Here is a 26,643-nt window from a genome sequence, read left to right on the forward strand (position 1 = left end):
GAATGACGCTTTTACAACAGGGAAAGCGCGACCGCTTATGGGTCAAACGCTTCGCCCATCGTGATGCATTAGGCGCCGCAGCGGCACAGGATTGCATCGCGCATCTGCAACAATTACTGCAACAGCAGGCGGTGGTGCGGATGGTTTTTGCTGCCGCGCCTTCACAACGTGAGTTTCTCGCTGCACTGGTTGCCGCACCCCATCTCGACTGGCAGCGCATTCACGCGTTTCATATGGATGAATACATTGGGCTGGATGAGGGGGCGCCGCAGCGATTCAGTCATTTTCTGCGTGAGCATCTGTTTGACCAGGTTCAACCCGGCGAAGTGCATCTCATCCCTTCGAGTGGCGATCCGGCGGAAATTTGTCGCGCCTACGCGCGCAAACTGGAGGCGGCGGCGATCGATGTGGTCTGTCTGGGCATTGGTGAAAATGGCCATCTGGCCTTTAACGATCCGCCGATGGCGGATTTCAGCGATCCGCTTAGCGTCAAGACAGTGCAACTGGATCTCGCCTGCCGTCAGCAGCAGGTCAACGACGGCTGTTTCACCACACTCGAGCAGGTGCCGACGCACGCGGTGACCCTGACGATTCCCGCTTTGATGCGTGGCACCAGGCTGTTCTGCATGGTGCCGGGCGCGACCAAACGCGCTGCGGTGCAGGCCACACTTCAGGATGCAATTTCCACGGCTTGCCCGGCAACGCAATTGCGCCAGCATCCCAATTGCACATTGTATATCGACGCCGATGCCTGCGCGGAGGTGGTCTTTGACTGAAACCCTATTACGCGGTCGCGATTACCGCACGCTGGAGCCGATTGAACTCTATCTGCGTGAAGGCACGTTGGCAGAGGTGCGATCGCTGTCAGAGTCCGACAACGATCTGATTCTGGCGCCGGGTCTGGTGGATCTGCAAGTGAATGGCTATCAGGGGGTAGATTTTAATCACTTTCCTTTTAGCGAACAGGATGTGCTGCATGCCACGCGCGCCTTGTGGCAGCAAGGCGTCACCAGCTTTATGCCAACGGTGATCACCGCACAAGCAGATGAGATCACGCAAGCGCTACAGCGATTAGCTAGCGCCAGTGAGCACTATTCTGACGTTGCGCTGGCGGTACCGGGTTTTCATCTGGAAGGGCCGTTTTTGTCACCGGAAGATGGGCCGCGTGGTGCGCATCCACGCGAGGCGATCTCTGCGCCGGATATCGCCTTGTTTGATTGCTGGCAACGAGCCGCTCAGCAGGGCATTCGTTTACTGACGCTCTCGCCGGAATGGCCGCAAAGCCGCGATCTCATTCGGCATTGCGTGGCACAGCAGGTGCGGGTCGCCATAGGACACACTTCAGCCTCTGCCGCGCAGATTCATGATGCGGTGCTGGCAGGCGCCTCGCTCTCTACCCATCTGGGCAATGGCGCGCACCTGCAACTGCCGCGCCATCCCAATTACATCTGGCAGCAGCTTGCAGAAGATGCGCTGGCGGCCACGCTGATTGCCGATGGTGACCATTTACCCGCCGAGGTGTTGAAAGTCTTTTTACGGGCAAAAGGCGAGCAGGCTTTACTGGTCAGTGATGTGACCTGTTTCGCTGGGCAGCCGCCGGGCATCTACGATTCGGCGATAGGCGGACGCGTACAGTTGAGTGCAGAAGGGCGGCTAAGCATGGCGGATGCGCCACAATTGCTGGCTGGGTCGGCGCGGGGTCTGCTGGATGGCGTCAATTTTCTGCTGCGGCAAAAATTAGCCACTTTGCAGCAGGCGCTTGAGATGGCATCGATTCGCCCGGCACGGCAGCTAGATTTGCCACAGCAGCATGGGTTGGCAATCGGCGCACCAGCGGATCTGCTGGTACTGAAGCCTCAGCCAGATAACAGCGTGGCGTTAGTGGCGTGCATCAAACAGGGCAAAAAGGTGTGGCAAGCCGCATCAGCCTGAAGCGCAATTTTATTTTCCTCGCTAACGGCGTGATAAGTCATGGCTTATTCGCCGCTACGCTTTGTTTTTCCAGCGAAATCCTCCTGCTTTGCCAGGCTTACTGTTTGTAGGGATTTAATGTCGTAAATCCAATAACAACGCAGGAGGCTAATCGTGAGCTATCAATCTGTCGTGGAACTCAAGTCGCTGACGCAGCGCAAACCGACCAAATTCACCGTGGGTGATGTCGAAATAGTGCTGGTTCGCGATGGCGAACGGGTGCAGGCGTTGCAGGCAAAGTGCCCGCATGCGGGAGCACCGTTAGAGCAGGGCGCAATCTGCGGCGATAAGCTGGTGTGTCCGTGGCACAAGGCGGTATTTCAACTGCGCGATGGCAAAATGTGTGAGCCGCTGGCATTGGCTAATCTCAAACGCTACCCGGTACGTGTTGAACAGGGCAAGGTGCTGGTCAATCCGCAGGCGATGTCGCCTGCCAGTGCGCCTGCGGCTCAGGGCGAATCACCGGTGTGCGTGATTTTAGGTTCTGGAGCTGCAGGCAGTGCGGCGATCTGGACGCTACGCGATGAAGGCTTTAGCGGGCACATTGTTTTAGTAGAGCGCGAATCCGCCGCCCCTTACGACCGCACCGCGCTGAGCAAATTTGTGCCTTCGGGAAAAATGGCGATTGAAGATGTGCCCAAACTCCTAAAGCCGGATTTACTGGGCTCGCTTCAGCGCATTCAGGGCGAGGTCGCGCAGCTCAAAGCGCAGGATCAGACGTTGATGCTTGCTGATGGTCAGAAAGTGAAATTTGATCAGCTATTAATAGCCAGCGGCGGCACTCCTCAACCTCTCGCTATCCCCGGTAAGGATTTGCAGGGTGTGCATCTGCTACGTTCGCTGAATCAGGCCGATGAACTGCTCAAACAGGTGGATGAGACACAACAGTTGGTGATAATCGGCAATAGTTTTATTGGTATGGAGATGGCGGGTGCACTGCGCAATCGGGATGTGGATGTCACGGTCATTGCCCGTCATCCGCTGCCGTTTGCAAAGCAGTTTGGTGAAGAGATTGGACGCCATTTTTACGAACTGCATCGCAGCAATGGGGTGAAATTTGTTGAGGGGGAGCCGGAAGCGCTGGAAGGGGATGAGCAGGTGCGTGCGGTGCGCCTGAAAGGGGGCAAATCAGTGCCAGCAAGTCAGGTGCTGTTTGCCACCGGCGTGAAACCGGCGACGAATTTTATCCACGATTTGCCACTGCAGGACGATGGCAGCTTGCTCGCGGATGGGCAGCTACGCGTTGCTGAAAATATCTGGGTCGCGGGCGATATCGCCAGTTATCTTACGCCGCGTGGCCCGCAGCGCATTGAGCACTATCGTGTGGCACATCAGCAGGGACGTATCGCGGCACTCAATATGTTGGGCAAAGGGGTGATGTACGATCGCGTGCCGTTTTTCTGGACCGCGCATTATGGCACGCGCTACGAATATCTGGGCCATGCCGAAGAGTGGGACGACTACCGTCTGCTGGGATCGCTTCAGGACAAAAAATTTATCGCCTTTTACTGTCGTCAGGGCATCATCGCGGCGGTGTGTTCAGCAGGGATGTATACGCTGACGGCGGCGCTGGTGGAAACGATGCAGCAACCCATGACGCTGTCGCAAGGGCTGGCATTGTTTGAAGCGTATCAGGGACAGGGTGCATAAAGGGGTAACACGCCATTGGCCGGATTCAGGTGCGCAGGATGCGCACCTGATTAATTCGGAACGGTTACTGTTTACTTAATGCTTCGGACTTAGCCATGCACTGCTGCATCGCGTTGATCACCGCCGCGCGGAAGCCTTTCTCCTCCAGCACTTTCACCGCTTCGATGGTGGTGCCGCCAGGTGAGCACACCATATCTTTTAATTCGCCTGGGTGTTTGCCAGTTTCCAGTACCATCTGCGCCGAGCCTTTGACCGCCTGTGCAGCAAACTGATAAGCCTGCGCACGCGGCATACCGCCCAGCACCGCGGCATCCGCCATCGCTTCAATAAACATAAACACATAAGCGGGTGCTGATCCGCTCACGCCGACCACGGCATGAATCAGATATTCATTCACCACCGCGGCTTTGCCGAAGCTCTCGAAAATGCCGACCACTTCATCGACTTCATGCGGTTCCACCAGCACGTTAGGCGTGATTGAAGTCATACCTTCGTTCACCAGCGACGGCGTATTCGGCATGACGCGGATGATTTTGCGGTCGTGCCCGAGCACGGCGGCCAGCGAATCAAGGGTAACGCCTGCAGCAATCGACACCACCAGCGAATCTTTCTTCAATTGGCCCGCGAGATCTTTCAGCACCTTGAGAATCACATTCGGTTTCACGGCACCAAACAGGATATCGACTTCACGTGCCAGACTTTCCGGGCTCTCTGCCGCCGTCACGCCATATTGTTCTGCCATCGCCTGATTGGTGGCCGGTTTGCGGTCGCAGACCCAGATGTTGGCCGGGGCGATCAGCCCGCTGTTGACCAGTCCGCTGATAATGGCTTTCGCCATATTGCCGCAGCCGATAAACCCGATTTTCTTCTCCAGCATCGCTCTATCCTTTAAGTGTTCATTTTCTCGTGCGAGTTAGCTTACGACAGCTGTGCTGAATAACAAGCCGCGTAAAAATATTTGCCATTCTGCCGCAAGCGGGCAAGATCGCCTGCAATTCTGTAGGAAAAAGGAAAACACATGTCGATTTGGGTTGATGCCGATGCCTGCCCCAATGTCATCAAAGAAGTGCTGTATCGTGCCGCCGAACGCGCCAAAATCACCGTGACTTTCGTGGCGAATCAGCCGCTGCGCGTACCGCCATCACCGTGGCTGAAAACGCTGCAGGTCGCGGCGGGGTTTGATGTCGCTGACAACGAGATCGTGAAGCGTGTGCAGCCGGGCGAGCTGGTGATCACCGGGGATATTCCTTTAGCGGCAGAAGTGCTGGAGAAGGGCGCTGCGGCGTTGAATCCGCGTGGCGAGCGCTACTCACCGGATACCATTCGTCAGCGTCTGACCATGCGTGACTTTATGGAAACCCTGCGAGCGAGTGGCGTGCAAAGTGGCGGCCCGTCGGCGCTAAACCAACGTGACCGCCAGCTGTTTGCTAACGAATTGGATAAGTGGTTACGCCAGCGCTAATCAGACGAAGCTGTCATCGTCGTCGTAGTCGCCGCCACCAAAGTCGCTGAAATCGTTGTTATCCGCAAAGCTGTTGTTATCCCAGCTGGCGTTGTCGTTCAGGAAGGCATTGTTGCTGTCATTACCGTTAAAGGTATCGAGGCTGTTATCCACCTGTGGCAGCGCCGGTTCGTTGATGATATTCACAATCTCTTCCGGCTGAGAATGATGGAACATGCTGGTAAGCATATCGGCCATCACCACACCCCCGGCCACACCGACGGCTGTCTGTAATGCACCCCCGAGGAAACCCGTGCCGCGCGCAGGCGGAGCCGCATATTGCTGTTGAGGCTGCGCGTATTGTTGCTGAGGCTGCTGCGGCGCGCTGCTCCACACTGGCTGTTGCTGCTGTGGTGCAGACTGGCGAGAACCGCCGCCAAACAGACTCGACAGGAAACCGCCGCTGCTCTGCTGCGGTGCTTGCTGTTGTTGCTGAGCCTGTGCCAGGCGATTCTCCAGATCGGCCACCTGAGCGTTGAGTTTTTTCAGCGCTGCTTCCTGAATCAGAATTGCCTGTGACATGTAATAAGGCGCACCAGGCTGGTTCTGCAAGTGCTGTTTAATCAGCTGTTCGGCTCCGGCGTCACGCGGGCCGCTCTGGGTTTCAGCCTGTTTCAGTCGGCTAAAGAGATTGTCGATTAACTGTTGTTCTTCATTCTGCATGGTGTGAACCTCCAATGATTCGTACCTCCTTATATGTGGTCAACGTGACAGAAAGTAAATCAATGGCCTGGTAAGGAAATGTTGCCCGTGCTTACAAATAGGTTGATGCACGAAATGCGCATCATTTTATCGTTATTAATCAAATTGATAGTGAATTCAGGGTCGTAAATGCGCGTAAATCGTGCTTCGCGGGTGGCTGATAAAATAAAATCCAGGTATCATGCGACGCAATATTGACCTGATGACCTTGCCCGTGCGGCATAAATACGGCGGAGGATGAGCCCGGATGTCATTACCCATCTATCTGATCGGCGCACGCGGTTGCGGTAAAACCACTATCGGCCAGGCCCTATCTCAGGCGCTTGGTTATGCCTTTAGCGATACCGATCATAACCTGCAGCTCACGACGCAACGCACCGTGGCGGAAATCGTCGCGGCTGAAGGCTGGGACAGCTTCCGTGCGCGCGAAACCGAGTCGCTGCGGGCGGTCACGGCGCCGGCAACGGTGATTGCCACCGGCGGCGGTATGGTGTTGGCTGAGGTGAATCGTCGCTTTATGCGCGAACATGGGCAGGTGATTTGGTTGAATGCCCCGTCAACGGTACTGGCCGATCGTCTTGAACGTCAGCCCGAAGCCGCACAGCGCCCGACGCTAACCGGTCGTCCGATTGCCGAAGAGATGAGCGATATTCTGCGTGAACGCGCGCATCTTTACCGTCAGACAGCACACCACGAAGTGAATGCCATGCAGGCGCCTGAACAGGTGGTTGATCAAATTCTTCAATCCCTTTCGCTCGCCCGCGCCAGCTAACCCCTTCAGATTTATCTCTCTTTTTTCTCGCGATCCGCCATTGTCTATACTCAGGTTAAGACAGGGGGATCGCCGCTGTCTGTGTGGAAACCAGACATAAGAGGGAAATCTATGCCAACTAAACCACCGTACCCGCGAGAAGCGCGCATCGTTGCCGTTGAGAAAGGCGCGGCAGGTAATACCGTGACATGGTATGAGTTACGCGCTGACCATCCGAAGCCCGACACACTGATCAGTGAGCATAAAACGGAAGCCGAAGCGCAGGATGCCAAAGCCCGCTACGAAGACGCGGATAAAGAGTAATGCTCGCGGGCAAGGACGCCTGTCAATCATTCATTACCTTCCGTGGTTAACCAGATATTTTCAACTGCCATAAAATGGCCATTACACCCGCCAGAACCGCCATCCTTTTCTGCTCTTATTCCATCTTGCCTGATAACGTCATTTTATTTTTAGCTTGCGCCGTATTTTATGCTGCGCTAAATCGACGCAAATATAGCCGGTTCAAAATTTGCGCTTGACCCGATCCGCAGAGCGAATTACTTTCATTGTATTGATATAGGAACTCAGTTCCACATAGTGAAACCAACATCATGACCACACTCGAAAACGCCGCTGCCGTACTTAAGCTTTTCCAGCGCTTTGGCGTGACGCAGGGCCATCCGGGCCTGACATTCACCGAGGTGGTTGAGGCGTTGGGATTGCCGAAAAGTACCGTTTCTCGCCTGCTGGCGACCATGGAAAGTGAAGGATTGCTTGAGCGTGATCCCGATAGTCGCTGTTTCCAGATTGGTCGTGTGCTGCTGTCGGTGGCCGGGCATTACTTATCTACGCCGTTGGTGGATAGCGCTTCCGCGCCCATGGCGCAGTTGGCGGCCAGCAGTGGTTGTATGGGCTACATCTCAGTACTGGATGGTCAGGACGTTCTGGTGATGCGGATGTATCACGGTCGTTTTTTAACCCAGTTGGTGACACCGCCAGGTTCGCGCGTTTCTCTTTCCGGTACTTCAACCGGGCGCGTGCTGCTGGCGCAGTTGAGTGATGACGAAGTGCGTGCGCGTTTTGCCGATGACTGGCAAGCCGCATCCGTAAACTCGCCGCTGAACATTGATGCACTCTGTAAAGAATTAGCGGTGATTCGCCAGCAGGGCTGGGCACTGGCACGCAATGAGACGTTGCCAGGCATCAGCTCACTGGCGGTGGCGGTCACCAATAAACATCGCGGCGAAAGTGCCGCACTGTGTCTCTCGTTTCTCTCGCAAGAAGCGGCCCCGGGTTATCCGGAGGCGCTGCTCAGCGAACTGCGCGCAACGGCTGCATTGATGGCCGAGAAATACGGCGCATAACCTTATTTTCGATTTAAAGGCGTTTATTCGCGCCACACCAGGGAAATAGCAGGTCTTCGGACCTGCCTATTTCAAAAATCAGGGAACGATTTATTAAAAGCGTTGATGTCCCGCGTGTCGGGCATAAAACGTATTACGCGTTTTCTACAGGGTGAAAATACGGGGATAATATGCGTCAACATAATCCAATAAAAAGTATCGGCGTGGGCTTAATGCTGGTTCTGCTGTCTGTAGCAGGTGCCATCATCGGGGTTCAGCTTATTACCACCATTGGGGTGACACCCAATACCTCTATTATCGGTGCGCTGTTTGCCATGCTACTGGCGCGCATTCCTCTGCAATGGTTCCGTCGTTATCGCTCCATCGAAGTACAGAACCTTGCGCAAACCGCCATCTCTTCTGCCACCTTTGGTGCGGCGAACAGTCTGCTGATGCCGATTGCAGTGCCGTGGGCGCTGGGTGAACCGCAGCTGGTATTGCCGCTGTTTGTCGGTGTCAGTGCGGCGATGCTGCTGGATGCCTATTTGCTTTACCGCTTGTTTGATACCCGCGTGTTCCCCGCCAGCAATGCCTGGCCGCCGGGCGTGGCAGCAGCGGAAGCGATCAAAGCCGGCGATAAAGGTGGCCGTCAGGCGTGGTTGTTGGTGGTCGGTATTGTCGGCGGTATCGCTGGCTCAATGCTGAAAATCCCTATGTCAGCCTTCGGTACGGCTTTTATCGGCAATATCTGGGCGTTGAGCATGTTGGGTATTGGTTTCCTGTTGCGTGCCTATGCGCAACCGGTTGCTGGCATTGATATCAACGCACTTTATATTCCTCACGGCATGATGGTCGGCGCAGGATTAGTGGCGCTGATTCAGGTGGTGCAAGTGATCGTCAGCCGCCGCAATGAGCAGCTGAATGTCAGCCGCAGCGACAGCGAAGTGAAGCGCTCACTGGGCTTTGGCACCGTGGGTTACATCATTATCTCCACGCTGCTGGCACTGGCGGGCGGTTTGTGGAGCCAGATGGGCTTGCCGATGCTGGTGCTGTTTATCGTTTATGCCGCGTTCGCCGCCTTTGTGCATGAGCTAATTGTCGGCATCGCCGCGATGCACTCAGGCTGGTTCCCAGCCTTTGCCGTGGCGTTGATTACCCTGATCCTCGGTATTCTGCTCGGCTTCCCGCCGCTGGCGCTCTGCCTGTTGTGTGGCTTCACCGCCGCCACAGGACCGGCCTTTGCCGATATGGGTTATGACCTGAAAGCAGGCTTTATTCTGCGCGGTAATGGAGCCGATCTGCAGCAAGAGCTGTGGGGCCGCCGTATCCAGCTGATCGCCGCGATGATCGCCTTCGTGATCTGTATTCCGGTGGTGTGGTACGCACACAACTTGTTCTTCGCAGAGAATCTGCTGCCGCCAGTGGCACGCGTTTACGCCAAAACCATTCAGGCCGGTGCCGAGCCAGGCATTGCCGGAAGCTTGCTGATGTGGGCAATTCCTGGTGCGATTATTCAGTTTATCGGTGGGCCGAAGCGTCAGTTAGGCGTATTGCTGGCGACCGGTTTGTTAATCAACAACGCCGCGGCAGGTTGGGCGGTGATGGTGGGGATCGCGCTGCGTATCCTGATCATTCGTGTGTGGGGCGAGCGTGGACGTTCACCGATGGAGGTGATGGCCGCAGGGTTTATTGCGGGCGACGCGCTGTACAGCTTCTTCCATTCTCTTTTTGCCAGTAGCACCAAGAAATAACCCAGGGAATTCAATATGAGTTTACAGCAGACACTGCAGGTTTTTGAGTTACTCGACAGCGCCTATGTCGATGGGCAGCAGGTAGTGGATCTTTTCGCCCACTACCCAGGCGTGACCGCCAGCTTCAAGCGTGTGACCGGTCCGAAAGGGCGTACCGATTTCGTGCGCATTGATATTCCTGGTGCGCAGGGCAAGAGCAAAGGCGGCACTGCGCCTACGCTGGGTATTGTCGGCCGTTTGGGCGGCATCGGTGCGCGTCCAACGCGTATCGGTATGGTCTCGGATGCGGATGGCGCAGTGGCGGCGGTGAGCAGTGCGCTGAAGCTGGCACAGATGCAGACTAAAGGCGATGTGCTGGCGGGTGACGTGATTATCACTACTCACATCTGTCCGGATGCGCCAACACGTCCGCATGAGCCCGTGGATTTCATGGATTCGCCTTGCGACGACATCACCATGAATGACAACGAAGTGATCGATGGCGTTGATGCCATCCTTTCAATCGATACCACCAAAGGTAACCGTATCCTGAACCATAAAGGCTACGCGATCTCGCCGACGGTGAAAGAGGGTTACATCCTGCGCGTGTCAGAAGATCTGCTGCGCATCATGGAGATGACCAGTGGCCGTCCAGCGGTGACGTTCCCGATCACCACGCAGGACATCACGCCCTACGGCAACGGTGTCTATCACCTTAACAGCATCCTGCAGCCGTCAACCGCCACCGATGTACCTGTGGTCGGTGTGGCAATTTGCGCGGAGTCTGTGGTGCCAGGTTGCGGCACCGGTGCCAGCCATGAAGTCGATATCGCAGCTACCGTGAAGTTTGCGGTGGAAGTGGCGAAAGAGTTTGGCCGTGAAACCTGCCAGTTCTATGACCAGCAAGAGTATGCGTTGCTGCATTCTTTGTATGGTAGTCTCAGCCACCTGCGCACGCGGAAAGCCTAATGATGAAACAGTCCCTGGTTACTTTAACGATTGGTCAATCCCCGCGTAGCGACATTCTGCCGCTGCTGCAGGATCACTTGCCGGAAGAGCAAGTAGCTCATGCCGGATTACTCGACGGCCTGACCTTAGCCGAGGTTGAGCAGTTCTATTCGCCTGAAGCGGGTGAGAAGGTGCTGGTTTCACGCATGACCAGCGGCGAGCAAGTGCGTTTGTCGGGACCGAAAGTGGAGCAGGGGCTGCAGCGCAAGATCAGTGCGCTGGAAGAGCAGGGCTACGATACGATTTTGCTACTGTGCACCGGTGAATTTGGCACGCTGAAAACCGAAAAGGCGCTGTTACTGGAGCCGGATCGTATTATCCCACCGCTGGTGAGTGCCATTGTGCAGGAACATAAGGTGGGCATCGTGGTGCCGGTAACGGAGCAGATCGCTGAACAGGCCAGCAAATGGCGTAATCTGCACAGCGCGCCTTGTTTTGCCGTCGCCAGCCCTTATCTGGCACAGCAGAATGATTTGATCGAGGCGGGCCTGTCGCTGCAAGAGCAGGGCGCGGATGTGGTGGTGCTTGACTGTATTGGCTATCACCAGAAGCACCGGGATTTCCTGCAGAAAATGCTGGGTATTCCGGTACTGTTATCCAACGTGCTGGTGGCGAAGTTAGCGGCAGAATTGATCGTCTGACTGAGGCCGATCACAACTCGTGTTCTAAGCTGCTTTTTCGCGTGACAGATCAGCGAGTTCCCTTGTAATCTGCCAGACACCATAATGTGCTGTGAGGAAGTAACATGCTCAACGTAAGTGAGTATTTCGACGGGAAAGTGAAATCCATTGGTTTCGACAGCGTAACCATTGGCCGTGCCAGCGTTGGCGTGATGGCAGAAGGTGAATACACCTTCGGTACAGGACAGCCGGAAGAGATGACGGTCGTGAGCGGCGCACTGAAAGTGCTGCTGCCGGGTGAAACCGAGTGGAAATGGTACGAAGCTGGTTCGGTTTTCAACGTGCCAGGCCACAGCGAATTCCATTTGCAGGTGGCTGAGCCAACGTCTTATCTGTGCCGCTACCTGTAAACGCTGACTTTCAGCATGAGTCATCATTAAACCGGGAATGCTTTTAGCATTCCCGGTTTCTTTTTGGCTTCAGCATAGCCAGGAATCAAACTGAGGTGTGCCTATGTTGAGTCTGGTAAAGCTATCTTCACGAGAATAGGAAAGGATGTTTTCCCATGGCACAGATCATATTCAATAAAGCCGCGCTTGAACGTTTGGATAGTCCTGAACAGCCTGAAGATGAACGCCAGAAGAACGCATTGTTTGAATTGGCAATGATCGCAAAACATGAAATCGCAAACGATCAGGGAATGACATTGAGGGAAGCTCTGGCGAAATTACGCATTGCCAGAACGAGACATCGGTAAACTGCCGTGTTTTCTTTTGTGCGGAAGTGCGGGCCACAGCACCTCTGCTGCCGCCGGGCCGTCCTCACGCCGCTTCGCGGTGCCTTCGGCTGCAACGTCGTGCCGGGCGGACCGTTCGGGTATGGCCATCCATGGCCGACCCGAACTGCCTGGCGCATCCATGCGCCAGGCTCCTGGCACAACGTCTTCGCCTCGGCGCTGCGGATAGCCCTTGCAGCAGCAGAGGTGCTATGGCCTCAGACACTGTGCCGTTTGTGGCAGTAAAGCACTTAGGTTTTCACCACGGTGCCCTTCCCAACAGCGTAAACAGATGTCAACAAGCAGGCTGGTGCCGCTCAGGGGATGGCATTTCGCAGCGCTGAACGGAATGAGGAAGTCAGGAGAGCCAGCATGGATGCTGGCGAAAGGTGCAGCCGGGACAGAGGAAGTCCCGTCTGCGCCGGTCCGTCAGGCTGACGAGTGAAGTGAAGGTATCGCGTCAGCGGCTCGAGGATCGCCAGCCCCTGAGCGGCACCAGACTGCGTTATCACCAAATGCTTAACTGACGGGCATTACGCCTTTTGCGGGGTTTGAGTTATGCGTGATTAGCGCTTAGCTTCGCCGCCTAACGCTTCCACCAGATTGCTGATCAACGCGGCCAGTTCGCCGGTCATCAGGGTGAAATCCGCATCAAAGCGCATGGCGAAATCATCGCGGTCAATGTCGTCATTCTGCTCACGCAGCGTGTCGCTGAACTTCAGACGCTTGATTGATGCATCGTCGGCAATCACCAGTTGAATGCGTTCCTGCCAGTCCAGAGCCAGTTTGGTCACGACTTTACCGGCTTCGATATGGGTGGCGATCTCATCGGAGATCAGATCCTGTTTCTTGCAACGAATCACGCCGCCATCTTCCAGAATTGCTTTCAGCTCCGCTTCATCCATCAACGCGAAGCCGGCAGGCAATTCGCCAGAACGTACCCATTCTGTCAGTGTCAGCTCAATCGGCGTTTCCAGCGTGAGTGGCACCACCGGCAGTGAACCGATGCTCTTACGCAGCAGCGCCAGGGTGTCTTCCGCTTTCTTGGCGCTGGCACAATCGACGATGATCAGGTTGTTCACGGTATCGATCCACATAAACGTCTGGCTGAAACGGCTAAACGCGCGTGGCAGCAGGCTATGCAGCACTTCATCTTTCAGCGAGTCTTTCTCGGTCTTTTTCAGCTTGCGGCTCTGTTCCGCTTCCAGCTTGTCGATCTTCGCTTCCAGCGCCTGCTTCACCACGGGTGAAGGCAGGATCTTCTGCTCGGTGCGCGCGCAAATCACGATCTGACCGTTGATTTCATGCGTCAGCGCTTCACCGCGGTTGCCCATCGGTGACACCCAACCGGTTTTTGCCATATCCTGACTTCCGCACGGGGAAAACGTGAAGGCGTCGAGCTGTTTTTCCAGATCGTCTGCGGACAGCGGGATGTCACGATTCAGACGATAAACCATCATATTTTTAAACCACAACATCGGGATTCCTTACCGTGGGTGCGATCGGGCGCACAAGTCTCAAAGTCAGCGCGCATGATAGCGAAACATCGGATGGGTTTCATTGCCTTTCCCGATTCAGCCTTCTACTGTATCTGTCACCTGAACGAATAATGAGGAATAAAACGTGCGTATTGGGATTGATTTAGGCGGTACCAAGATTGAAGTGATTGCGCTCTCCGATCAGGGGCAAGAGCTGTTCCGTCACCGCGTCAATACCCCGCGCGATGACTATGCCGCCACAGTCCAGGCGATTGTGGATTTAGTGCTACTGGCAGAGGAGAAAACCGGGGAAAAGGGCACCGTGGGGATCGGCATTCCCGGTACGATTTCGCCGTACACCCAGCGGGTCAAAAACGCCAACTCGACCTGGCTGAATGGACAGCCGTTAGACAAAGATCTGGCCGAGGTGCTGAATCGTGACGTGCGCATTGCCAATGACGCGAATTGTTTGGCGGTGTCTGAAGCGGTAGATGGAGCAGGGGCGGGCAAACCACTGGTGTTCGCGGTGATCATCGGTACCGGTTCGGGTGCGGGCGTGGCGATTGGCGGTGAGTCGCGTATTGGCGGCAATGGTAACGCTGGCGAGTGGGGCCACAATCCGCTGCCGTGGATGGATGAAGATGAACTGCGCCATCGCGAAGAAGTGCCGTGCTATTGCGGCTTGCAGGGCTGTATTGAGACCTTTGTTTCGGGCACGGGTTTTGCTATCGACTATCAACGCTTAAGCGGTAAAACATTGAAGGGCGCGGAAATCATCAAGTTGATTGAGCAGCAGGATCCGGTGGCGGAACTGGCGATGAGCCGTTACGAAATGCGCTTAGCCAAATCGCTGGCGCAAGTGGTGAACTTGCTCGATCCCGATGTGATCGTGCTGGGTGGCGGCATGAGCAATAACGACCGCTTGTATCAGACGGTGCCCACGCTGATGAAGCAGTGGGTATTTGGCCGCGAATGTGAAACGCCAGTGCTGAAAGCGGTGCACGGCGATTCAAGTGGCGTGCGCGGTGCGGCATGGCTGTGGCCGCTGAAAGGGTAATAAAAAGGTCGCTTTGATAGCGTAAGTTCGTCCATGAAGCACCAGACGATAATGCAGGCTGGCGCCGCTTAGAGGCGCCAGCCTGCTATTTACCTATTGTGCGTGTTGCTGAATAAAAGGACCCTGACAGCGCATTTGTATTTTTGCGCGCGAGGCAATTCCGTGATTATTCTCCCATCAGCATCGCATCCTGCGGTGCGTTCTGACGCTGGGTTTTGGTCGCGAGGAAGTAAATATATCCCACCACCATAATCCCCACGAACAGCCCGCCAATCACCGGATTGAACCACAGCATGGCAATCAGACACACCAGCGACAGCACCAGCGCGATACCTGGAATAATGGGGTAACCCGGCGCGCGGAAGCTGCGTTCCATTTCGGGTGCGGTGCGGCGCAATTTAAACAGGCTCAGCATGCTCATCAGGTACATCACGATGGCACCAAATACTGCCATGGTGATCATCGCCGCCGTCAGCGTCATGCCTTGCAGGTTAATCAGACCATCGCTGTAAATCGCCGCGATACCAATCACGCCACCGGCAATAATCGCGCGGTGCGGCGTCTGGAAACGTGACAACTTCGCCAGGCTCTGCGGCAGATAACCGGCACGCGCCAGCGCAAAGAACTGACGTGAATAGCCAAGGATAATGCCGTGGAAGCTGGCGACCAGACCAAACAAGCCAATCCACACCAGCATATGCATCCAGTTGGAGTGCTCGCCGACAATCATCTTCATCGCCTGCGGCAGCGGATCGTTAATATCCGACAGCTTGCGCCAGTCACCTGCGCCACCCGCCAGCAGCATCACGCCAATCGCCAGCACCACCAGCGTCAAAATGCCGGTAATGTAGGCCTTGGGAATGGTGCGTTTTGGGTCTTTGGCCTCTTCGGCAGCCATGGCGGCGCCCTCTATGGCGAGGAAGAACCAGATGGCAAACGGAATGGCGGCGAAGATGCCGGAAAGGGCTGGCATACCGAAGTGATCGCTTCCCGCCCAACCGTTAGCCGCAAAGTTAGCGATACTGAAGCCCGGTGAAACCACGCCCATAAACACCAGCAGTTCCAGTACCGCCAGCACCGTCACCACCAATTCAAACATCGCGGCCAGCTTCACGCCGAGGATGTTGAGCGTCATGAACACCAGATAAGCGCCGACCGCAGCGTTTTTCGGGTTGAGATCCGGGTACTGCACGTTGAGATAGGCACCGATCGCCATGGCAATCGCTGGTGGGGCGAACACAAACTCAATCAGCGTGGCCAGCCCGGCAATCAAACCACCGGTTTCACCAAAGGCGCGGCGGCTGTAGGCAAACGGCCCCCCGGCGTGTGGAATGGCGGTGGTCAATTCGGTAAAGCTAAAAATAAAGCAGGTGTACATGGTGGCGATCAGTGCGGTGGTGATCAGGAACCCCAACGTGCCCGCCACGCCCCAGCCATAACTCCAGCCAAAATACTCCCCGGAAATTACCAGTCCAACCGCGATACCCCACAAATGCAGAGTGCCCAGCGTGGGTTTGAGCTTACTCGTCATAATCGTCTCCCCGTCGTGATTGTTGTGCGGCGGCTGCACCGCGCTGTTTTGTTCTATGCACTACAGTGAAGTGATAATGCCGCCGCCTGCAGCGGGAAAACTTGACGCAGGCGCAGTGAGTTTTGTCCTCCACGGTCAACTCAGAGGCAAGAAAAGTGCCAGTTGCACGCTGCGGTCAACTTTGGGTTATCTGCGGTCAAGCAGTCAGGACGCCGTCATCCCATGCTGATAACACTTGCTACCCATAAGATTGATGCTGGAGACAGATGAATGAGCGCCAAACAATCCGATTCCCTGACCGATGCTGCCATGACGATACTTGCACAGCAGGCGCTGGCCTGTTACCCCGCGCCCTTGCAGGGTGAGCTGAAGCTCCTGTGCCGCTCTGAAAATGCCACCTTCCTGCTGCTCGCCGGCGGAAAGCGTTATGCGCTGCGTCTGCATCGTCCTGACTATCACAGCAAAGCCGATATCCAGAGTGAGTTGCTGTGGCTGGATGCGTTGCGTGAGATCGGCATTATGGTGCCGCAGGCGATCCCAGCCCTTGATGGCGAAACCGTGTTGACCTTAGGCATGCCAGATGGCGGCGTGCGACATGCGGTACTGTTTCACTGGATCGAAGGGGATATGCCCACCACTGATGTCGATCCCAAAGCCTTCCAGCAGCTCGGGCACATCACCGCGCGCCTGCACCAGCACAGCCGTAGCTGGCAAAAACCGGCAGGCTTCCAGCGCATCATCTGGGATCATCACACCATGGTCAGCGATCACAGCCACTGGGGGCGCTGGCAGGATGCGCCAAATCTCAATCCGGCCGATCATGGCATCGTGGCGGAGGCCGTAACGCGAGTGGGACTGGAGCTGCAAGACTTTGGCAAAGGCACAGATCGTTATGGATTGATCCACGCCGATCTGCGCCTCACCAACTTGCTGCTGCACAAAGGTGAAACCCGGGTGATCGATTTTGATGACTGCGGCATGGGCTGGTATCTGCACGATCTGGCGGCGGCGATCAGTTTTGTTGAGCATCATCCGCGTGCCGCTGAATGGGTGGATAACTGGATCCAGGGCTACGAGCGTGTGGCGCATATCAGTGATGAGGAGATGGCGCTGGTGCCGACGCTGTTGATTCAACGTCGTATCCAGATGACCGCATGGATGGGCACACACGCAGACACCGAGATGGCGCTTAGCCTTGGGCCGCGTTGGGCCGATCACTCGGTGCGTCTATGCCGTCGCTATCTGGAAACCAATCAGTTGCCGGTTGGCGTTTAAGTTGCACCAGTAGTGAGCAGCAGTGCGTCGTAGCGGCGCAATCTTTTGCGCGGTGTGAGATGACCTTTCACGCCGTTGCGCCATAAATCGCGCCTCGATGCTGTGTGCTGAGCGTGAGCGGAGAGCAACGGAATGCCTCCGTACCCTTGAGCTGCGCTTAGCCAGATACGCATCACTGCGCAGACTTCGGCATGCCACCGGACCATCAGCCAGATGCGCATCAACGCGCAGGCTAAGAAATGGTTCCGAATCCTGACGGATCGTCATTGATGACGACCTCATCAAGCGTCATGGTACGAATCTTGCTGGATCCCACCATTAGTTTCACTCGCGCGATCCCTGTGAGGTTCCGATGCAATCACTGATGACTCCTTCTGAAGCGTACAGTTCGCTCTCGGCTCAGGCCAACAACCGTGGCGTGCTGGCGGCAGCGGCCACCGGCTTAAGCACCTTTATCACCGACAAAGGCGGCGATGTTGATCGCATTTTTGGTATCAGCGGCATTGATTCCGAACTGCTGGCCAGCCCGACGCTTAGCCTCGGTCTGGTCAACTATTGCCGTGTGATGGAAGAAGCGGCGCGCCACTCTGGTTTTGATAACTTCGGTTTGCATTACGGCAAGCAGTTCAAACCGCAGTCATTAGGGTTGATTGGCTATATCGGCTTATGTTCACCCACGCTGGAACAGGCGCTGCACAACGTGGTGAATGCCTTTCCATGGCATCAGCACGATACGCTGACGCGCCTGGTCGATAAAGGAGACTGCTGGCGGCTGGATTATCAGGTGCGGCACGGGGCGATCCTGTCGCGTCGGCAGGATGCGGAATTGACGCTCGGCATGTTTCTGAATCTGATCCGTCACGTGGCGGGTAAAAACTGGGCACCGCGCGAGGTGCATTTTGAGCATCCCCGGCCGGAGCAATGGCACGAGCACTGCAAAGTGTTTGATGCACCAGTGTGGTTCGATCAACCGTTCAACTCGCTGCTGATCGCCAAACGCGATTTGCTGCGCACTATGCCAGAGCAGGATCCGATGCTGCTGATGGTGATGCAGGATGCCATCCGCCGACTGAACAGCAGCGCTTCACTGCAAAGCGTGGTTGAGCAAGCGCGATCGCAAATCAATCTGTCGTTGATGCAGGGCGAACCGGTGCTGGAAGAGATTGCAGATAAAATGGGGCTGTCGAGCTGGTCGTTGCAACGGCGGCTGCGCGAAGAGGGCATCAGCTTTACCGTGCTGGTGGATAAAGTGCGTTGCGAAATGGCCACGCACTACCTGCAACAGAAGCAGTTGCCCATCTCTGAGATGGCGCTGCTGCTTGGCTACTCCGAAGTTAGCGCCTTCTCACGCGCGTTCCGGCGCTGGTTTGGCATCAGCCCGCGCCAGTGGCGACAAGATGGGCTGGCAAGTTAGCCTGATGCGGCGCGTAGCCGAACCACGCGGGTTGGGAGGTTTGGCATCAGCCCGCGCCAGTGGCGACAGGATGGGCTGGTAAGTTAGCCTGATGCGGCGCGAAGCCGAACCACGCGGGTTGGATGCGATCCGGCGGCGGCGGTAATCCTTTCGACTGCCCCAGCAACTGCCAGGCGCGCAGGCACAGAGTTTCATCACCTTGCGTCTGCGTAACCGCATAGCGTCCGCTGCTTTGCCACTCCAGCCGTACCATACATTGCTGCCCAGCGTAATGTGCCGCGTCGGAAAATTGCCGGTTGAGCTGGTGCTGCATCTCATTAGCCCATTTGCAGGAAGCGCTGCCCGGTTCAATCTGTGGCTGGCACAGGTTGGTCATACTTTCCGTGGGATGTGATGGAGCCTGCTGGCAGGCGCTGAGCAGGGTGCTCAACAACAATGTGCCAGCAATGCGGCGAAATACGTTCATCTCTTTGCCCGGATTTGCATAACATGGTGGCCAGTGTACCGAGCAGTAAGGGGATTGCTATGGCATTTCTCTGACTCTGATGAGATCCAGAATGATTCGCGGAACGGCTCGCACGTCACACAGACGAATGGCAGGGGCGGCCTGGTGGTCGCACCCTGCCAAAGCAGGCTCAGTATGACGGCATGACGAAGGTTTATTCCCCCGGCAGCTCCAGCTTGCTGTAACCCAGTCCATTCATCTTACGCACTCGGATCTGCACCGGGATGCGCTCTTTCATAGCTTCAACGTGACTGATCACGCCGATGGTTTTACCGCTGGCGTTCAGTGCGTCGAGGGCGTCCAGCGCGGTATCGAGCGTTTCAGCGTCCAGCGTGCCGAAGCCTTCATCAAGGAACAGCGATTCAATGCGCGTTTTGTGGCTGACCAGATCTGACAGCGCCAGTGCCAACGCGAGGCTGACAAGGAAACTTTCGCCGCCTGACAGCGTGCGGGTGTCGCGCGTGGCATCGGCCTGCCAGGTATCGACCACTTCCAATTCCAGCTCATCGGTGACGCGGCGTTGCAGGAGGTAGCGCCCGTGCAAACGGTCGAGCTGCCGGTTCGCCAGCCATACCAGATGATCGAGCGTCAAGCCCTGGGCGAAGCGACGGAATTTATCGCCTTTGGCTGAACCGATTAAATCATTCAGGCGACCCAGTTGTGTCAGCTCTACCTCGTCATTGGCAATCTGCGTCAGTAACGATTGCTGCTGTTGACGCTGCTGGGCATCGCTGTGCAGCTGCTGCTGCGCTTCACCTTGCTGGCGGGCATTGTCTCGCAGTGCCACACGCAGCGATTCCAGCTGTTCAGCGAGACCTGCCGCCACCTCGTCACTTAAGGCAGCAGGGCGCTGTTGCTGATGGGCTGTGACGCGCTGCGCCAGCTGTTGGCGCAGCGCGATCTGCTGCTGACGCTGTTGCTCCAGCGTTTGCAGGTGCTGGCGCAGATGCTGCATATCCTGTTCGTCCAGCAATGCGCTGCGCAATGCCTGCTCGTCGATGAAATCGCTCTGCTGGAGTGCGCTGTTAAACGCCGTTTCCGCAGCCTGTATGCGCAGCTGCATGGCTTGCAGTTGGCTATCAATCTGCTCACATTGACCATTCAGGCTATGCAGCTGGCTTTGTGCCTGCTGCCACTTCTGCAACTGCTGTGCCAGCGCTTGTTCGCACTGTTGCAGTGTGGCCTGCTGCTGCTGGCGTGCGGCGCTCACCTGGCGATCGCCAAACAGCTGCTGGCGCTGCTGCTGCTGCTCTGCATGTTGCTGTTGTAGGCTGCTAAGCGCGTGCTGCAAGGCCTCCAGTTGCTGCTGCTCGCGCGTCAGATTATTTTGCAGGTTGCTCTGCTCGCTGTCGGCTGTAGCCAGCTGTGGCTGTAGCTCGGCCAGTAAGCGCTCACTCTGCTGCCAGGCTTGCCAGCGCTGCTGCAATGTGGCCAGCCAGCTGGCGCGGGCATCACGATCGGGCAGCGCAAACTGATGTGCCGCCAGCTGCTGTTCCAGCTGCTGCGCTAACTGCTGCCAGGCGCTGTGTGCCTGTGTTTCACGCTGGTTCAGCTCATCAAGCGCTTGCTGCAGGTTGTTCAGCTGCTGCTGTGCCAGCAGTTGTGCGCTTTGCCGCTGTTGCCACTGCTGTTGCTGTAACAGATGCGCATCTTTGGCCTGTTGCAGCGCTCGCGCCGCATTTTCGCGCTGCTGCAGTTGCTGCTGCTGCGCAGCTTCCTGCTCATCTTGCTGCTGTTGCCACGCCGTAAAGACGTCTTGTTGGTCCAGTGTGCAGGTAAGTGCCAGCTCACCGCTGATGCCTTGCCACTGCTCGCGTGTTACCGCGAGTTGCTGCTCGAATTCGGCGATCTCTTGTTGCAGCACTTGCTGCTGTTGCAATGCGAGCTTTTGCTGCTCACTTTTCGCGGTGCCCGACTCTTTAAGCTTACTGACCAGCGCTTCCTGCACCGCCAGTCGCTGCTGGTTTTCGCCCGGTTGTAATTGCTGATACTGCTCAATCGCCGGATGCTGGCATGAGCCGCACAGTGGGCAGGGCTGCTCGGGCTGCAGCCGGGCGCGTTCATCAGCCAGCTGTGCGATGGTGCGCTCCAGCTCGCAGATTTTGCGAATATCCAGCAGTGCCTGATGCTCACGCTTGTAGTCCTCGCGCAGCGCCTGCAAAGCCTCTTCATCGAACTGATGCTGTTGTTGTAACTGTGCCCATTTTTGTTGCCGCAGTTGCAACTGCGGCTGCAACGACTGCCAGCGTGCTGCCAATAAGCTGAGCTGGTGGCGTGGCGCGCGCTGATGTTGATGCTGGGCCAGCGCGGCACGCAGCGCAGTGCTGTTGACGGCGGCTTCAAGTGAAGTGAGTGCCTGCTCCGCTTGCTGACGTTGCTGGCTGGCCTGCGCCTCAGCCTGTTGCAAAGGTTGTAACGCGCGATCACCTTCGGCAATCGCCTGCTGCTGCTGTGTCAGCAGTGCGTTTTGCTGTTGCTGTTGTGCACGAAGTTGCGTTAGCGCCTGTTCGCGTTCATCGAAACGAGCGATATCGGCCTGCCAGCGCGTCAGCTCTGGCCCCCAGAGCGCCACCGCCGCTTCACGGTTGCGAAATGTCTGTTGTTCTGCCAGTTGCTGCTGTAAGCGCTCACGGGTTAGCTGATGCTGATTGAGCGCGTTTTGGCTTTGCTGCACTGTCAGTGACTGCTGCGCATGCAGGCGCTGCTGCTCAGTCAATTGCTGTGCACGGCTGGCGATCTGTTGATCGAGCGGAATCACTTGTTCGGTCAGCAAAGTTTCCAGCTGTTGCTGACCGGCGAGTGCCTGCTCACGCGCCTGCTGTGCCGTGTGATAGCTTTTTTCACCCTGCTGCAGTGTGGTTTGCGCATCTTGCTGCTGCGTGTGCAACTGCTTTACCTGCTGGGTGGCGAGCTGTTGATCTTGTTGCAATTGCTCACGCTGCTGAAGTTTTTCTCGCAGCTTCTCAGCCGGTTCCGCACGTGCCAGGCGCTGGCGATCGCTCTCCGCCTGTTGCCATGCCTGCTCGGCATCCTGGTTAGCCTGTTCGGCTTGCTGTTGCTCCTGCGTCAGCTGGTGAGATTGTGTCAGCCACTGTTGCTGTTGTTGCGCCTGCTCAAGCTGATCGCTCAGCATTTTTTCCTGAGCCGTTAACGCTTCAACTTGCTGCATCAGTTCAGTGCGACGCCCCTCATCCAGCAACATCATGCCGCCAGCGCGCGCGCGCAATGTCTCCAGATCGCTGCGTGCGGTGCGCCAGCGTTCATAAATCTGCATCGAAATCTGGCCGTATATCTCTGTGCCGGTCAGTTCTTCCAGCAGTTCGGCACGCTCGCCCGGTTTGGCGTTAAGGAAGGCAGCGAACTGACCCTGCGACAGCATCATTGAACGGGTAAAACGATCAAAATCGAGGCCGGAAAGAGTTTCGATGAGTTTGAGTTTGTCACCGACCTTATCGGCCACAATCTGGTTATCCGCCACGCGCGCCAGCTCGACGCGCGGTGCCTGCAATTTGCCATCGGCCTGGCCACGTGCGCGGTTCTGGCTCCAGAAGGCGCGCCAGGCTTCGCCTTTAATCTCAAATTCCACTTCCGCCAGGCATTCGGCAGTGTCACGCGTAATCAGTTCGTTTTGTGTCTGCGACAGCACGCCAAGGCGCGGCGTCTGGTGGTAGAGCGCCAGGCAAATGGCATCCAGCAAGGTGGTTTTACCCGCGCCGGTCGCGCCGGTAATGGCAAATAAGCCGTTGCTGGCGAAGGGTTCACGACGAAAATCGATAAACCATTCACCGCGCAGCGCGTTGAGGTTCTTGAAGCGTAACGTCAGGATTTTCATGCAGACGGATTCTCCAGCGCGGCGAGAGTAGTGCGGAACAGTTGCGTGAGCTGCTCGGCTTGTTCGGCATCCAGCTGTTCTTCCTGCGCCAGACGGCGAGCAAACACCTCTTCAACTTTCAATTCGCTCAGGGTTTCGTTATCCATACGCGCCAGGCTGCGCTGGCGCTGTTCGCGGCTGCGGCGCACCAGCAGGACTTCCACCGGCAGGGCTTCGGTCAACTGTTCCACGCGGCGCTGCAAATCACTCAAATATTCCTGAGTGGTAATTTCAATATCCAGCCACACCGGCTGTCCGGCATCGCTATCGCTGAACTGCGCCAGCTGCTGCTCAATCTCAGCCATTGAGCCCTTTAACATCTGCATGGGCTGGAACAGCGGGATCGGGAGGGGGGTGACGCGATTGAGCTGAGCGCTGAACTCCACCAGGAATACGCTTTTTTCACGTCCCAGTTCGTCAAAACTGAGCGGAATGGGTGAGCCGCTGTAGCGAATATGCTCGCTATCGGCAATACGCTGCGCCCGGTGAATATGGCCGAGCGCGATGTAATCGGCGGGAGGAAACGCCTGCGCCGGGAAGGCGTCGAGCGTGCCGATGTAGATATCACGTACAGAGTCGCTTTTCGTTACCCCAACGGTGGTGAGATGCCCGGTGGCAATGATGGGAAGTGCGCGATCGGCCCGTTCGGTCAGCGCCGCGGCATAACATTGCTGATAATGCTGCTCAATCGCTTCCAGCAGTGAGATCTGCTTCTCGCGCCCGGATTGTCCTGCCTGGCTGCGCAGAATGTCGCGCGGGCGTAAATAGGGAATGGCGCACAGCAGCGCGCCCGGCGTGCCATCGCGCTGATGCAGCGTCAGCACCTGTTGTTCGCCCTGCGGCGTGGCGCTGGTGATCACTCGGGTATTTAGACAGGCAAGCAACTCGCGCGATTCATTGAGTGTGGCAACGGAATCATGGTTGCCTGCCAGCACTATCAACTGGCACTGCGTTGATTGCAGCGCTACCACAAAGCGGTTAAACATCTCGCGCGCATAGCTTGGCGGCGAACCGGTATCAAACAGGTCGCCGGCGATGATTAAGGCATCCACCTGATGCAGGGCAATCTGGGCCAGCAACCAGTCGAGAAAGGCCTGATGCTCAGCCGCCCGGCTTTTGCTGTAAAAGAACTGACCGAGATGCCAATCCGCGGTGTGAATGATGCGCATGAATACTCCCTGCTTCGTTAAGCGAACGCGAATTATAACCTCTTCAGATCGCAAAGAAAAAAAAGCGATAATCGTTGTCTCATTTCTGTTTTTTAACTATTTATCATAGGTCGGGTTTTTCATAAAAGTGTCATAAAAGTGACGCATAATGGCGCCGCAAATCCCAGTGACAAGCCGTCACAACAGCAGGAGTTATAATGGCTAAGCGCATTTTGGTTGTGGAAGACGAAGCTCCCATCCGTGAAATGTTATGTTTCGTGCTGGAACAGAATGATTACCAGCCTATTGAGGCAGAAGACTACGACAGCGCGATTGGTAAGCTGATCGAACCCTGGCCGGATCTCATTCTGCTGGACTGGATGTTGCCGGGAGGCAGCGGTATTCAGTTTATTAAACATTTGAAACGTGAAGCCATGACGCGCGACATCCCGGTGATGATGCTGACGGCACGCGGCGAAGAAGAGGATCGCGTACGCGGTCTGGAAGTCGGCGCCGATGACTACATCACCAAGCCTTTCTCACCGAAAGAGCTGATGGCACGTATCAAAGCGGTGATGCGCCGTATTTCACCAATGGCGGTGGAAGAGGTGATTGAGATGCAGGGCCTGAGCCTGGATCCTTCCTCGCATCGCGTGATGTCGGAAAGCACCCCGCTGGAAATGGGACCGACCGAATATAAATTGCTGCACTTCTTTATGACGCACCCGGAGCGTGTTTACAGCCGCGAGCAGCTGCTGAACCACGTATGGGGCACCAACGTTTACGTAGAAGATCGTACTGTTGATGTGCATATCCGTCGTTTACGTAAAGCACTGGAAGTATCTGGCCACGATCGCATGGTTCAAACCGTACGCGGAACAGGGTATCGTTTCTCTGCCCGCTACTAAACGGAGTCTTTTACCGTGCTGGAACGACTCTCCTGGAAGAGATTATTGACTGAGCTGGCGCTGGTCTGTTTGCCCGCGCTGGTGCTTGGTCTGTTGTTCGGTTATCTGCCCTGGCTGCTGTTAATTGCAGTAGCGGGTGTGATGTTTTGGCACTTTAGAAACCTGATGCGTCTGTCGCACTGGCTGTGGGTCGATCGTTCTATGACGCCACCTGCCGGGCGCGGTAGCTGGGAACCGTTGTTCTACGGCTTGTACCAGATGCAACTGCGTAACCGTCGCCGTCGTCGTGAGCTGGGTAACCTGATTAAGCGCTTCCGCAGCGGCGCGGAATCTCTGCCCGATGCAGTGATTCTGACCACCGAAGAGGGCACCATTTTCTGGTGCAACGGGTTGGCACAACAGCATCTTGGGCTACGCTGGCCGGAAGATAATGGCCAGAACATCCTCAACTTGCTGCGCTATCCTGAGTTTTCCCGCTATATCCGCCAGCGTGATTTTGACAAGCCGCTGACGCTGGTGCTGAACAATCAACATCATATGGAGTTCCGTGTGATGCCCTACAGCGAAGGGCAATGGTTGATGGTGGCGCGCGATGTCACGCAGATGCACCAGCTGGAAGGGGCACGACGTAACTTCTTTGCCAACGTCAGTCATGAACTGCGTACGCCGTTAACGGTGTTGCAGGGCTATCTGGAAATGATGGACGATGCGACGATGAACGAGCGCACGCGCAGTAAGGCGTTGCACACCATGCAGGAGCAGACACGTCGCATGGATAGCCTGGTGAAACAGCTGCTGACCTTGTCGCGTATTGAGGCCGCGCCCGCCATCGATCTCAAAGAGACAGTGGATGTTCCGGGCATGCTGCTACTGTTGCAGCGCGAGGCGGAAACGCTCAGCCAGGGGCGGCACAGCATTCATTTCCGTACCGATCCGCACCTCAAAGTCTTCGGCAATGACGAACAGCTTCGCAGCGCCATTTCCAATCTGGTGTACAACGCAGTGAATCACACGCCGGACGGAACGCGACTGGATATCAGCTGGTTGCGCAGCAAAGAAGGGGCGGAGTTCAAAGTGTGTGATAACGGCCCGGGGATCAGCGAGGAGCATTTGCCGCGCCTGACCGAGCGTTTCTATCGGGTGGATAAAGCCCGCTCGCGTGCGACCGGCGGCAGTGGCTTAGGATTGGCGATCGTTAAGCATGCCTTGAGCCACCATAATGCGCGGCTGGAAATCACCAGTATTCCGCATCAGGAAACCTGTTTTAGTTTCGTGCTGCCGCCACGTTTGATTGTGGCGAAGAGCGTGCACAGTAAGGTCAGTTAAGCACGCTCAAGTGGCGCAATTGATTGCGTGATGAATCGCGGCGCGACAGAATGTGCAGTTCAATGTTCATGACCTG

Annotated in this window: 24 protein-coding genes; 17 read left to right on the forward strand and 7 right to left on the reverse strand. The window is 56.3% G+C overall.

Going from position 1 to position 26,643, the window contains the following annotated elements; translation table 11 throughout:
* Positions 1–2 precede the first annotated feature (2 nt).
* From IAE30_RS10645 to IAE30_RS10655, 3 genes are all read left to right on the forward strand, one after another.
* The gene (locus IAE30_RS10645; protein WP_200679574.1) at positions 3–776 is read left to right on the forward strand and encodes a glucosamine-6-phosphate deaminase; all 774 of its coding nucleotides are present in this window, start codon (positions 3–5) and stop codon (positions 774–776) included.
* The gene (locus IAE30_RS10650; protein WP_200679581.1) at positions 769–1,932 is read left to right on the forward strand and encodes an N-acetylglucosamine-6-phosphate deacetylase; all 1,164 of its coding nucleotides are present in this window, start codon (positions 769–771) and stop codon (positions 1,930–1,932) included. The genes IAE30_RS10645 and IAE30_RS10650 overlap by 8 nt, the downstream gene beginning before the upstream one ends.
* Positions 1,933–2,085: 153 nt before the next feature.
* Positions 2,086–3,621, forward strand: coding sequence for an FAD-dependent oxidoreductase (locus IAE30_RS10655; protein WP_200679583.1), 1,536 nt, complete (start codon positions 2,086–2,088; stop codon positions 3,619–3,621).
* A 64-nt stretch (positions 3,622–3,685) separates the two neighbouring features.
* On the opposite strand, the gene proC is transcribed toward IAE30_RS10655, so the two are convergent.
* The gene (gene proC / locus IAE30_RS10660; RefSeq protein WP_034830503.1) at positions 3,686–4,498 is read right to left on the reverse strand and encodes a pyrroline-5-carboxylate reductase; all 813 of its coding nucleotides are present in this window, start codon (positions 4,496–4,498) and stop codon (positions 3,686–3,688) included.
* A gap of 141 nt (positions 4,499–4,639) precedes the next feature.
* On the opposite strand from proC, the gene IAE30_RS10665 reads away from it, so the two are divergent.
* On the forward strand, positions 4,640–5,083 hold the full coding sequence (locus IAE30_RS10665) for a YaiI/YqxD family protein (protein ID WP_038648672.1): 444 nt from the start codon (positions 4,640–4,642) through the stop codon (positions 5,081–5,083).
* On the opposite strand, the gene IAE30_RS10670 is transcribed toward IAE30_RS10665, so the two are convergent.
* Entirely contained in the window at positions 5,084–5,785 is a 702-nt protein-coding gene (locus tag IAE30_RS10670) for a DUF2076 domain-containing protein (RefSeq protein WP_038648670.1), read from the reverse strand.
* Positions 5,786–6,071: 286 nt separating this feature from the next.
* Here IAE30_RS10670 and aroL point away from each other — a divergent pair, with 286 nt between their 5' ends.
* The 8 genes from aroL to IAE30_RS10710 all read left to right on the forward strand — a co-directional run bounded on the left by aroL (position 6,072) and on the right by IAE30_RS10710 (position 12,036).
* A complete protein-coding gene (gene aroL / locus IAE30_RS10675) occupies positions 6,072–6,596 on the forward strand; it encodes a shikimate kinase AroL (protein WP_034830512.1) in 525 nt (174 codons plus the stop codon).
* 111 nt (positions 6,597–6,707) lie between these two features.
* Positions 6,708–6,899, forward strand: coding sequence for a YaiA family protein (locus IAE30_RS10680; RefSeq protein WP_038648667.1), 192 nt, complete (start codon positions 6,708–6,710; stop codon positions 6,897–6,899).
* A gap of 290 nt (positions 6,900–7,189) precedes the next feature.
* Complete coding sequence (locus IAE30_RS10685; RefSeq protein WP_200538278.1) at positions 7,190–7,942, forward strand: IclR family transcriptional regulator; 753 nt, start codon at positions 7,190–7,192, stop codon at positions 7,940–7,942.
* Positions 7,943–8,112: 170 nt separating this feature from the next.
* The gene (locus IAE30_RS10690) at positions 8,113–9,672 is read left to right on the forward strand and encodes an OPT/YSL family transporter (protein WP_038648662.1); all 1,560 of its coding nucleotides are present in this window, start codon (positions 8,113–8,115) and stop codon (positions 9,670–9,672) included.
* A 15-nt stretch (positions 9,673–9,687) separates the two neighbouring features.
* Positions 9,688–10,620 (forward strand): DUF1177 domain-containing protein, encoded by a 933-nt coding sequence (locus IAE30_RS10695; RefSeq protein WP_038648658.1) that lies wholly within the window; start codon positions 9,688–9,690, stop codon positions 10,618–10,620.
* A gap of 2 nt (positions 10,621–10,622) precedes the next feature.
* On the forward strand, positions 10,623–11,300 hold the full coding sequence (locus IAE30_RS10700) for an AroM family protein (protein ID WP_038650255.1): 678 nt from the start codon (positions 10,623–10,625) through the stop codon (positions 11,298–11,300).
* 104 nt (positions 11,301–11,404) lie between these two features.
* On the forward strand, positions 11,405–11,689 hold the full coding sequence (ppnP, locus tag IAE30_RS10705; protein WP_034830521.1) for a pyrimidine/purine nucleoside phosphorylase: 285 nt from the start codon (positions 11,405–11,407) through the stop codon (positions 11,687–11,689).
* Positions 11,690–11,844: 155 nt separating this feature from the next.
* Positions 11,845–12,036, forward strand: coding sequence for a hypothetical protein (locus IAE30_RS10710; RefSeq protein ID WP_045833901.1), 192 nt, complete (start codon positions 11,845–11,847; stop codon positions 12,034–12,036).
* A gap of 584 nt (positions 12,037–12,620) precedes the next feature.
* On the opposite strand, the gene rdgC is transcribed toward IAE30_RS10710, so the two are convergent.
* Positions 12,621–13,532 (reverse strand): recombination-associated protein RdgC, encoded by a 912-nt coding sequence (gene rdgC / locus IAE30_RS10715; protein WP_045813754.1) that lies wholly within the window; start codon positions 13,530–13,532, stop codon positions 12,621–12,623.
* Between the two features lie 145 nt (positions 13,533–13,677).
* Here rdgC and mak point away from each other — a divergent pair, with 145 nt between their 5' ends.
* Positions 13,678–14,589 (forward strand): fructokinase, encoded by a 912-nt coding sequence (gene mak / locus IAE30_RS10720; protein WP_200679585.1) that lies wholly within the window; start codon positions 13,678–13,680, stop codon positions 14,587–14,589.
* A 166-nt stretch (positions 14,590–14,755) separates the two neighbouring features.
* Here the strand turns inward: mak and eat are convergent, their stop codons facing one another.
* A complete protein-coding gene (eat, locus tag IAE30_RS10725) occupies positions 14,756–16,120 on the reverse strand; it encodes an ethanolamine permease (protein ID WP_038648649.1) in 1,365 nt (454 codons plus the stop codon).
* Positions 16,121–16,390: 270 nt separating this feature from the next.
* Here eat and IAE30_RS10730 point away from each other — a divergent pair, with 270 nt between their 5' ends.
* Positions 16,391–17,395, forward strand: coding sequence for a phosphotransferase enzyme family protein (locus tag IAE30_RS10730; protein WP_038648646.1), 1,005 nt, complete (start codon positions 16,391–16,393; stop codon positions 17,393–17,395).
* Between the two features lie 352 nt (positions 17,396–17,747).
* Positions 17,748–18,809 (forward strand): AraC family transcriptional regulator, encoded by a 1,062-nt coding sequence (locus tag IAE30_RS10735; protein ID WP_038648644.1) that lies wholly within the window; start codon positions 17,748–17,750, stop codon positions 18,807–18,809.
* 46 nt (positions 18,810–18,855) lie between these two features.
* On the opposite strand, the gene IAE30_RS10740 is transcribed toward IAE30_RS10735, so the two are convergent.
* From IAE30_RS10740 to sbcD, 3 genes are all read right to left on the reverse strand, one after another.
* The gene (locus tag IAE30_RS10740; RefSeq protein WP_234472732.1) at positions 18,856–19,275 is read right to left on the reverse strand and encodes a cell envelope integrity TolA C-terminal domain-containing protein; all 420 of its coding nucleotides are present in this window, start codon (positions 19,273–19,275) and stop codon (positions 18,856–18,858) included.
* Positions 19,276–19,468: 193 nt separating this feature from the next.
* Positions 19,469–23,146 (reverse strand): AAA family ATPase, encoded by a 3,678-nt coding sequence (locus tag IAE30_RS10745; protein ID WP_200679587.1) that lies wholly within the window; start codon positions 23,144–23,146, stop codon positions 19,469–19,471.
* Entirely contained in the window at positions 23,143–24,354 is a 1,212-nt protein-coding gene (gene sbcD / locus IAE30_RS10750; RefSeq protein WP_200538281.1) for an exonuclease subunit SbcD, read from the reverse strand. The genes IAE30_RS10745 and sbcD overlap by 4 nt, the downstream gene beginning before the upstream one ends.
* 197 nt (positions 24,355–24,551) lie before the next feature.
* Here sbcD and phoB point away from each other — a divergent pair, with 197 nt between their 5' ends.
* A complete protein-coding gene (gene phoB, locus IAE30_RS10755) occupies positions 24,552–25,241 on the forward strand; it encodes a phosphate response regulator transcription factor PhoB (RefSeq protein WP_034830536.1) in 690 nt (229 codons plus the stop codon).
* A gap of 15 nt (positions 25,242–25,256) precedes the next feature.
* Entirely contained in the window at positions 25,257–26,567 is a 1,311-nt protein-coding gene (gene phoR / locus IAE30_RS10760) for a phosphate regulon sensor histidine kinase PhoR (RefSeq protein WP_200679588.1), read from the forward strand.
* Positions 26,568–26,643: the final 76 nt, after the last annotated feature.

Origin of the sequence: Pantoea sp. S61, from assembly GCF_016625145.1 — a bacterium.
GTDB lineage: Bacteria > Pseudomonadota > Gammaproteobacteria > Enterobacterales > Enterobacteriaceae > Pantoea > Pantoea rwandensis_B.

Excerpts from the sequence above, each read along its gene's own strand:
- IAE30_RS10645 (WP_200679574.1), top strand. The coding sequence starts at position 3 with ATGACGCTTTTACAACAGGGAAAGCGCGACCGCTTATGGGTCAAACGC.
- proC (WP_034830503.1), bottom strand. The coding sequence starts at position 4,498 with ATGCTGGAGAAGAAAATCGGGTTTATCGGCTGCGGCAATATGGCGAAA.
- IAE30_RS10665 (WP_038648672.1), top strand. The coding sequence starts at position 4,640 with ATGTCGATTTGGGTTGATGCCGATGCCTGCCCCAATGTCATCAAAGAA.
- IAE30_RS10670 (WP_038648670.1), bottom strand. The coding sequence starts at position 5,785 with ATGCAGAATGAAGAACAACAGTTAATCGACAATCTCTTTAGCCGACTG.
- aroL (WP_034830512.1), top strand. The coding sequence starts at position 6,072 with ATGTCATTACCCATCTATCTGATCGGCGCACGCGGTTGCGGTAAAACC.
- IAE30_RS10680 (WP_038648667.1), top strand. The coding sequence starts at position 6,708 with ATGCCAACTAAACCACCGTACCCGCGAGAAGCGCGCATCGTTGCCGTT.
- IAE30_RS10685 (WP_200538278.1), top strand. The coding sequence starts at position 7,190 with ATGACCACACTCGAAAACGCCGCTGCCGTACTTAAGCTTTTCCAGCGC.
- IAE30_RS10690 (WP_038648662.1), top strand. The coding sequence starts at position 8,113 with ATGCGTCAACATAATCCAATAAAAAGTATCGGCGTGGGCTTAATGCTG.
- IAE30_RS10695 (WP_038648658.1), top strand. The coding sequence starts at position 9,688 with ATGAGTTTACAGCAGACACTGCAGGTTTTTGAGTTACTCGACAGCGCC.
- IAE30_RS10700 (WP_038650255.1), top strand. The coding sequence starts at position 10,623 with ATGAAACAGTCCCTGGTTACTTTAACGATTGGTCAATCCCCGCGTAGC.
- ppnP (WP_034830521.1), top strand. The coding sequence starts at position 11,405 with ATGCTCAACGTAAGTGAGTATTTCGACGGGAAAGTGAAATCCATTGGT.
- IAE30_RS10710 (WP_045833901.1), top strand. The coding sequence starts at position 11,845 with ATGGCACAGATCATATTCAATAAAGCCGCGCTTGAACGTTTGGATAGT.
- rdgC (WP_045813754.1), bottom strand. The coding sequence starts at position 13,532 with ATGTTGTGGTTTAAAAATATGATGGTTTATCGTCTGAATCGTGACATC.
- eat (WP_038648649.1), bottom strand. The coding sequence starts at position 16,120 with ATGACGAGTAAGCTCAAACCCACGCTGGGCACTCTGCATTTGTGGGGT.
- IAE30_RS10730 (WP_038648646.1), top strand. The coding sequence starts at position 16,391 with ATGAGCGCCAAACAATCCGATTCCCTGACCGATGCTGCCATGACGATA.
- IAE30_RS10735 (WP_038648644.1), top strand. The coding sequence starts at position 17,748 with ATGCAATCACTGATGACTCCTTCTGAAGCGTACAGTTCGCTCTCGGCT.
- IAE30_RS10740 (WP_234472732.1), bottom strand. The coding sequence starts at position 19,275 with ATGAACGTATTTCGCCGCATTGCTGGCACATTGTTGTTGAGCACCCTG.
- IAE30_RS10745 (WP_200679587.1), bottom strand. The coding sequence starts at position 23,146 with ATGAAAATCCTGACGTTACGCTTCAAGAACCTCAACGCGCTGCGCGGT.
- sbcD (WP_200538281.1), bottom strand. The coding sequence starts at position 24,354 with ATGCGCATCATTCACACCGCGGATTGGCATCTCGGTCAGTTCTTTTAC.
- phoB (WP_034830536.1), top strand. The coding sequence starts at position 24,552 with ATGGCTAAGCGCATTTTGGTTGTGGAAGACGAAGCTCCCATCCGTGAA.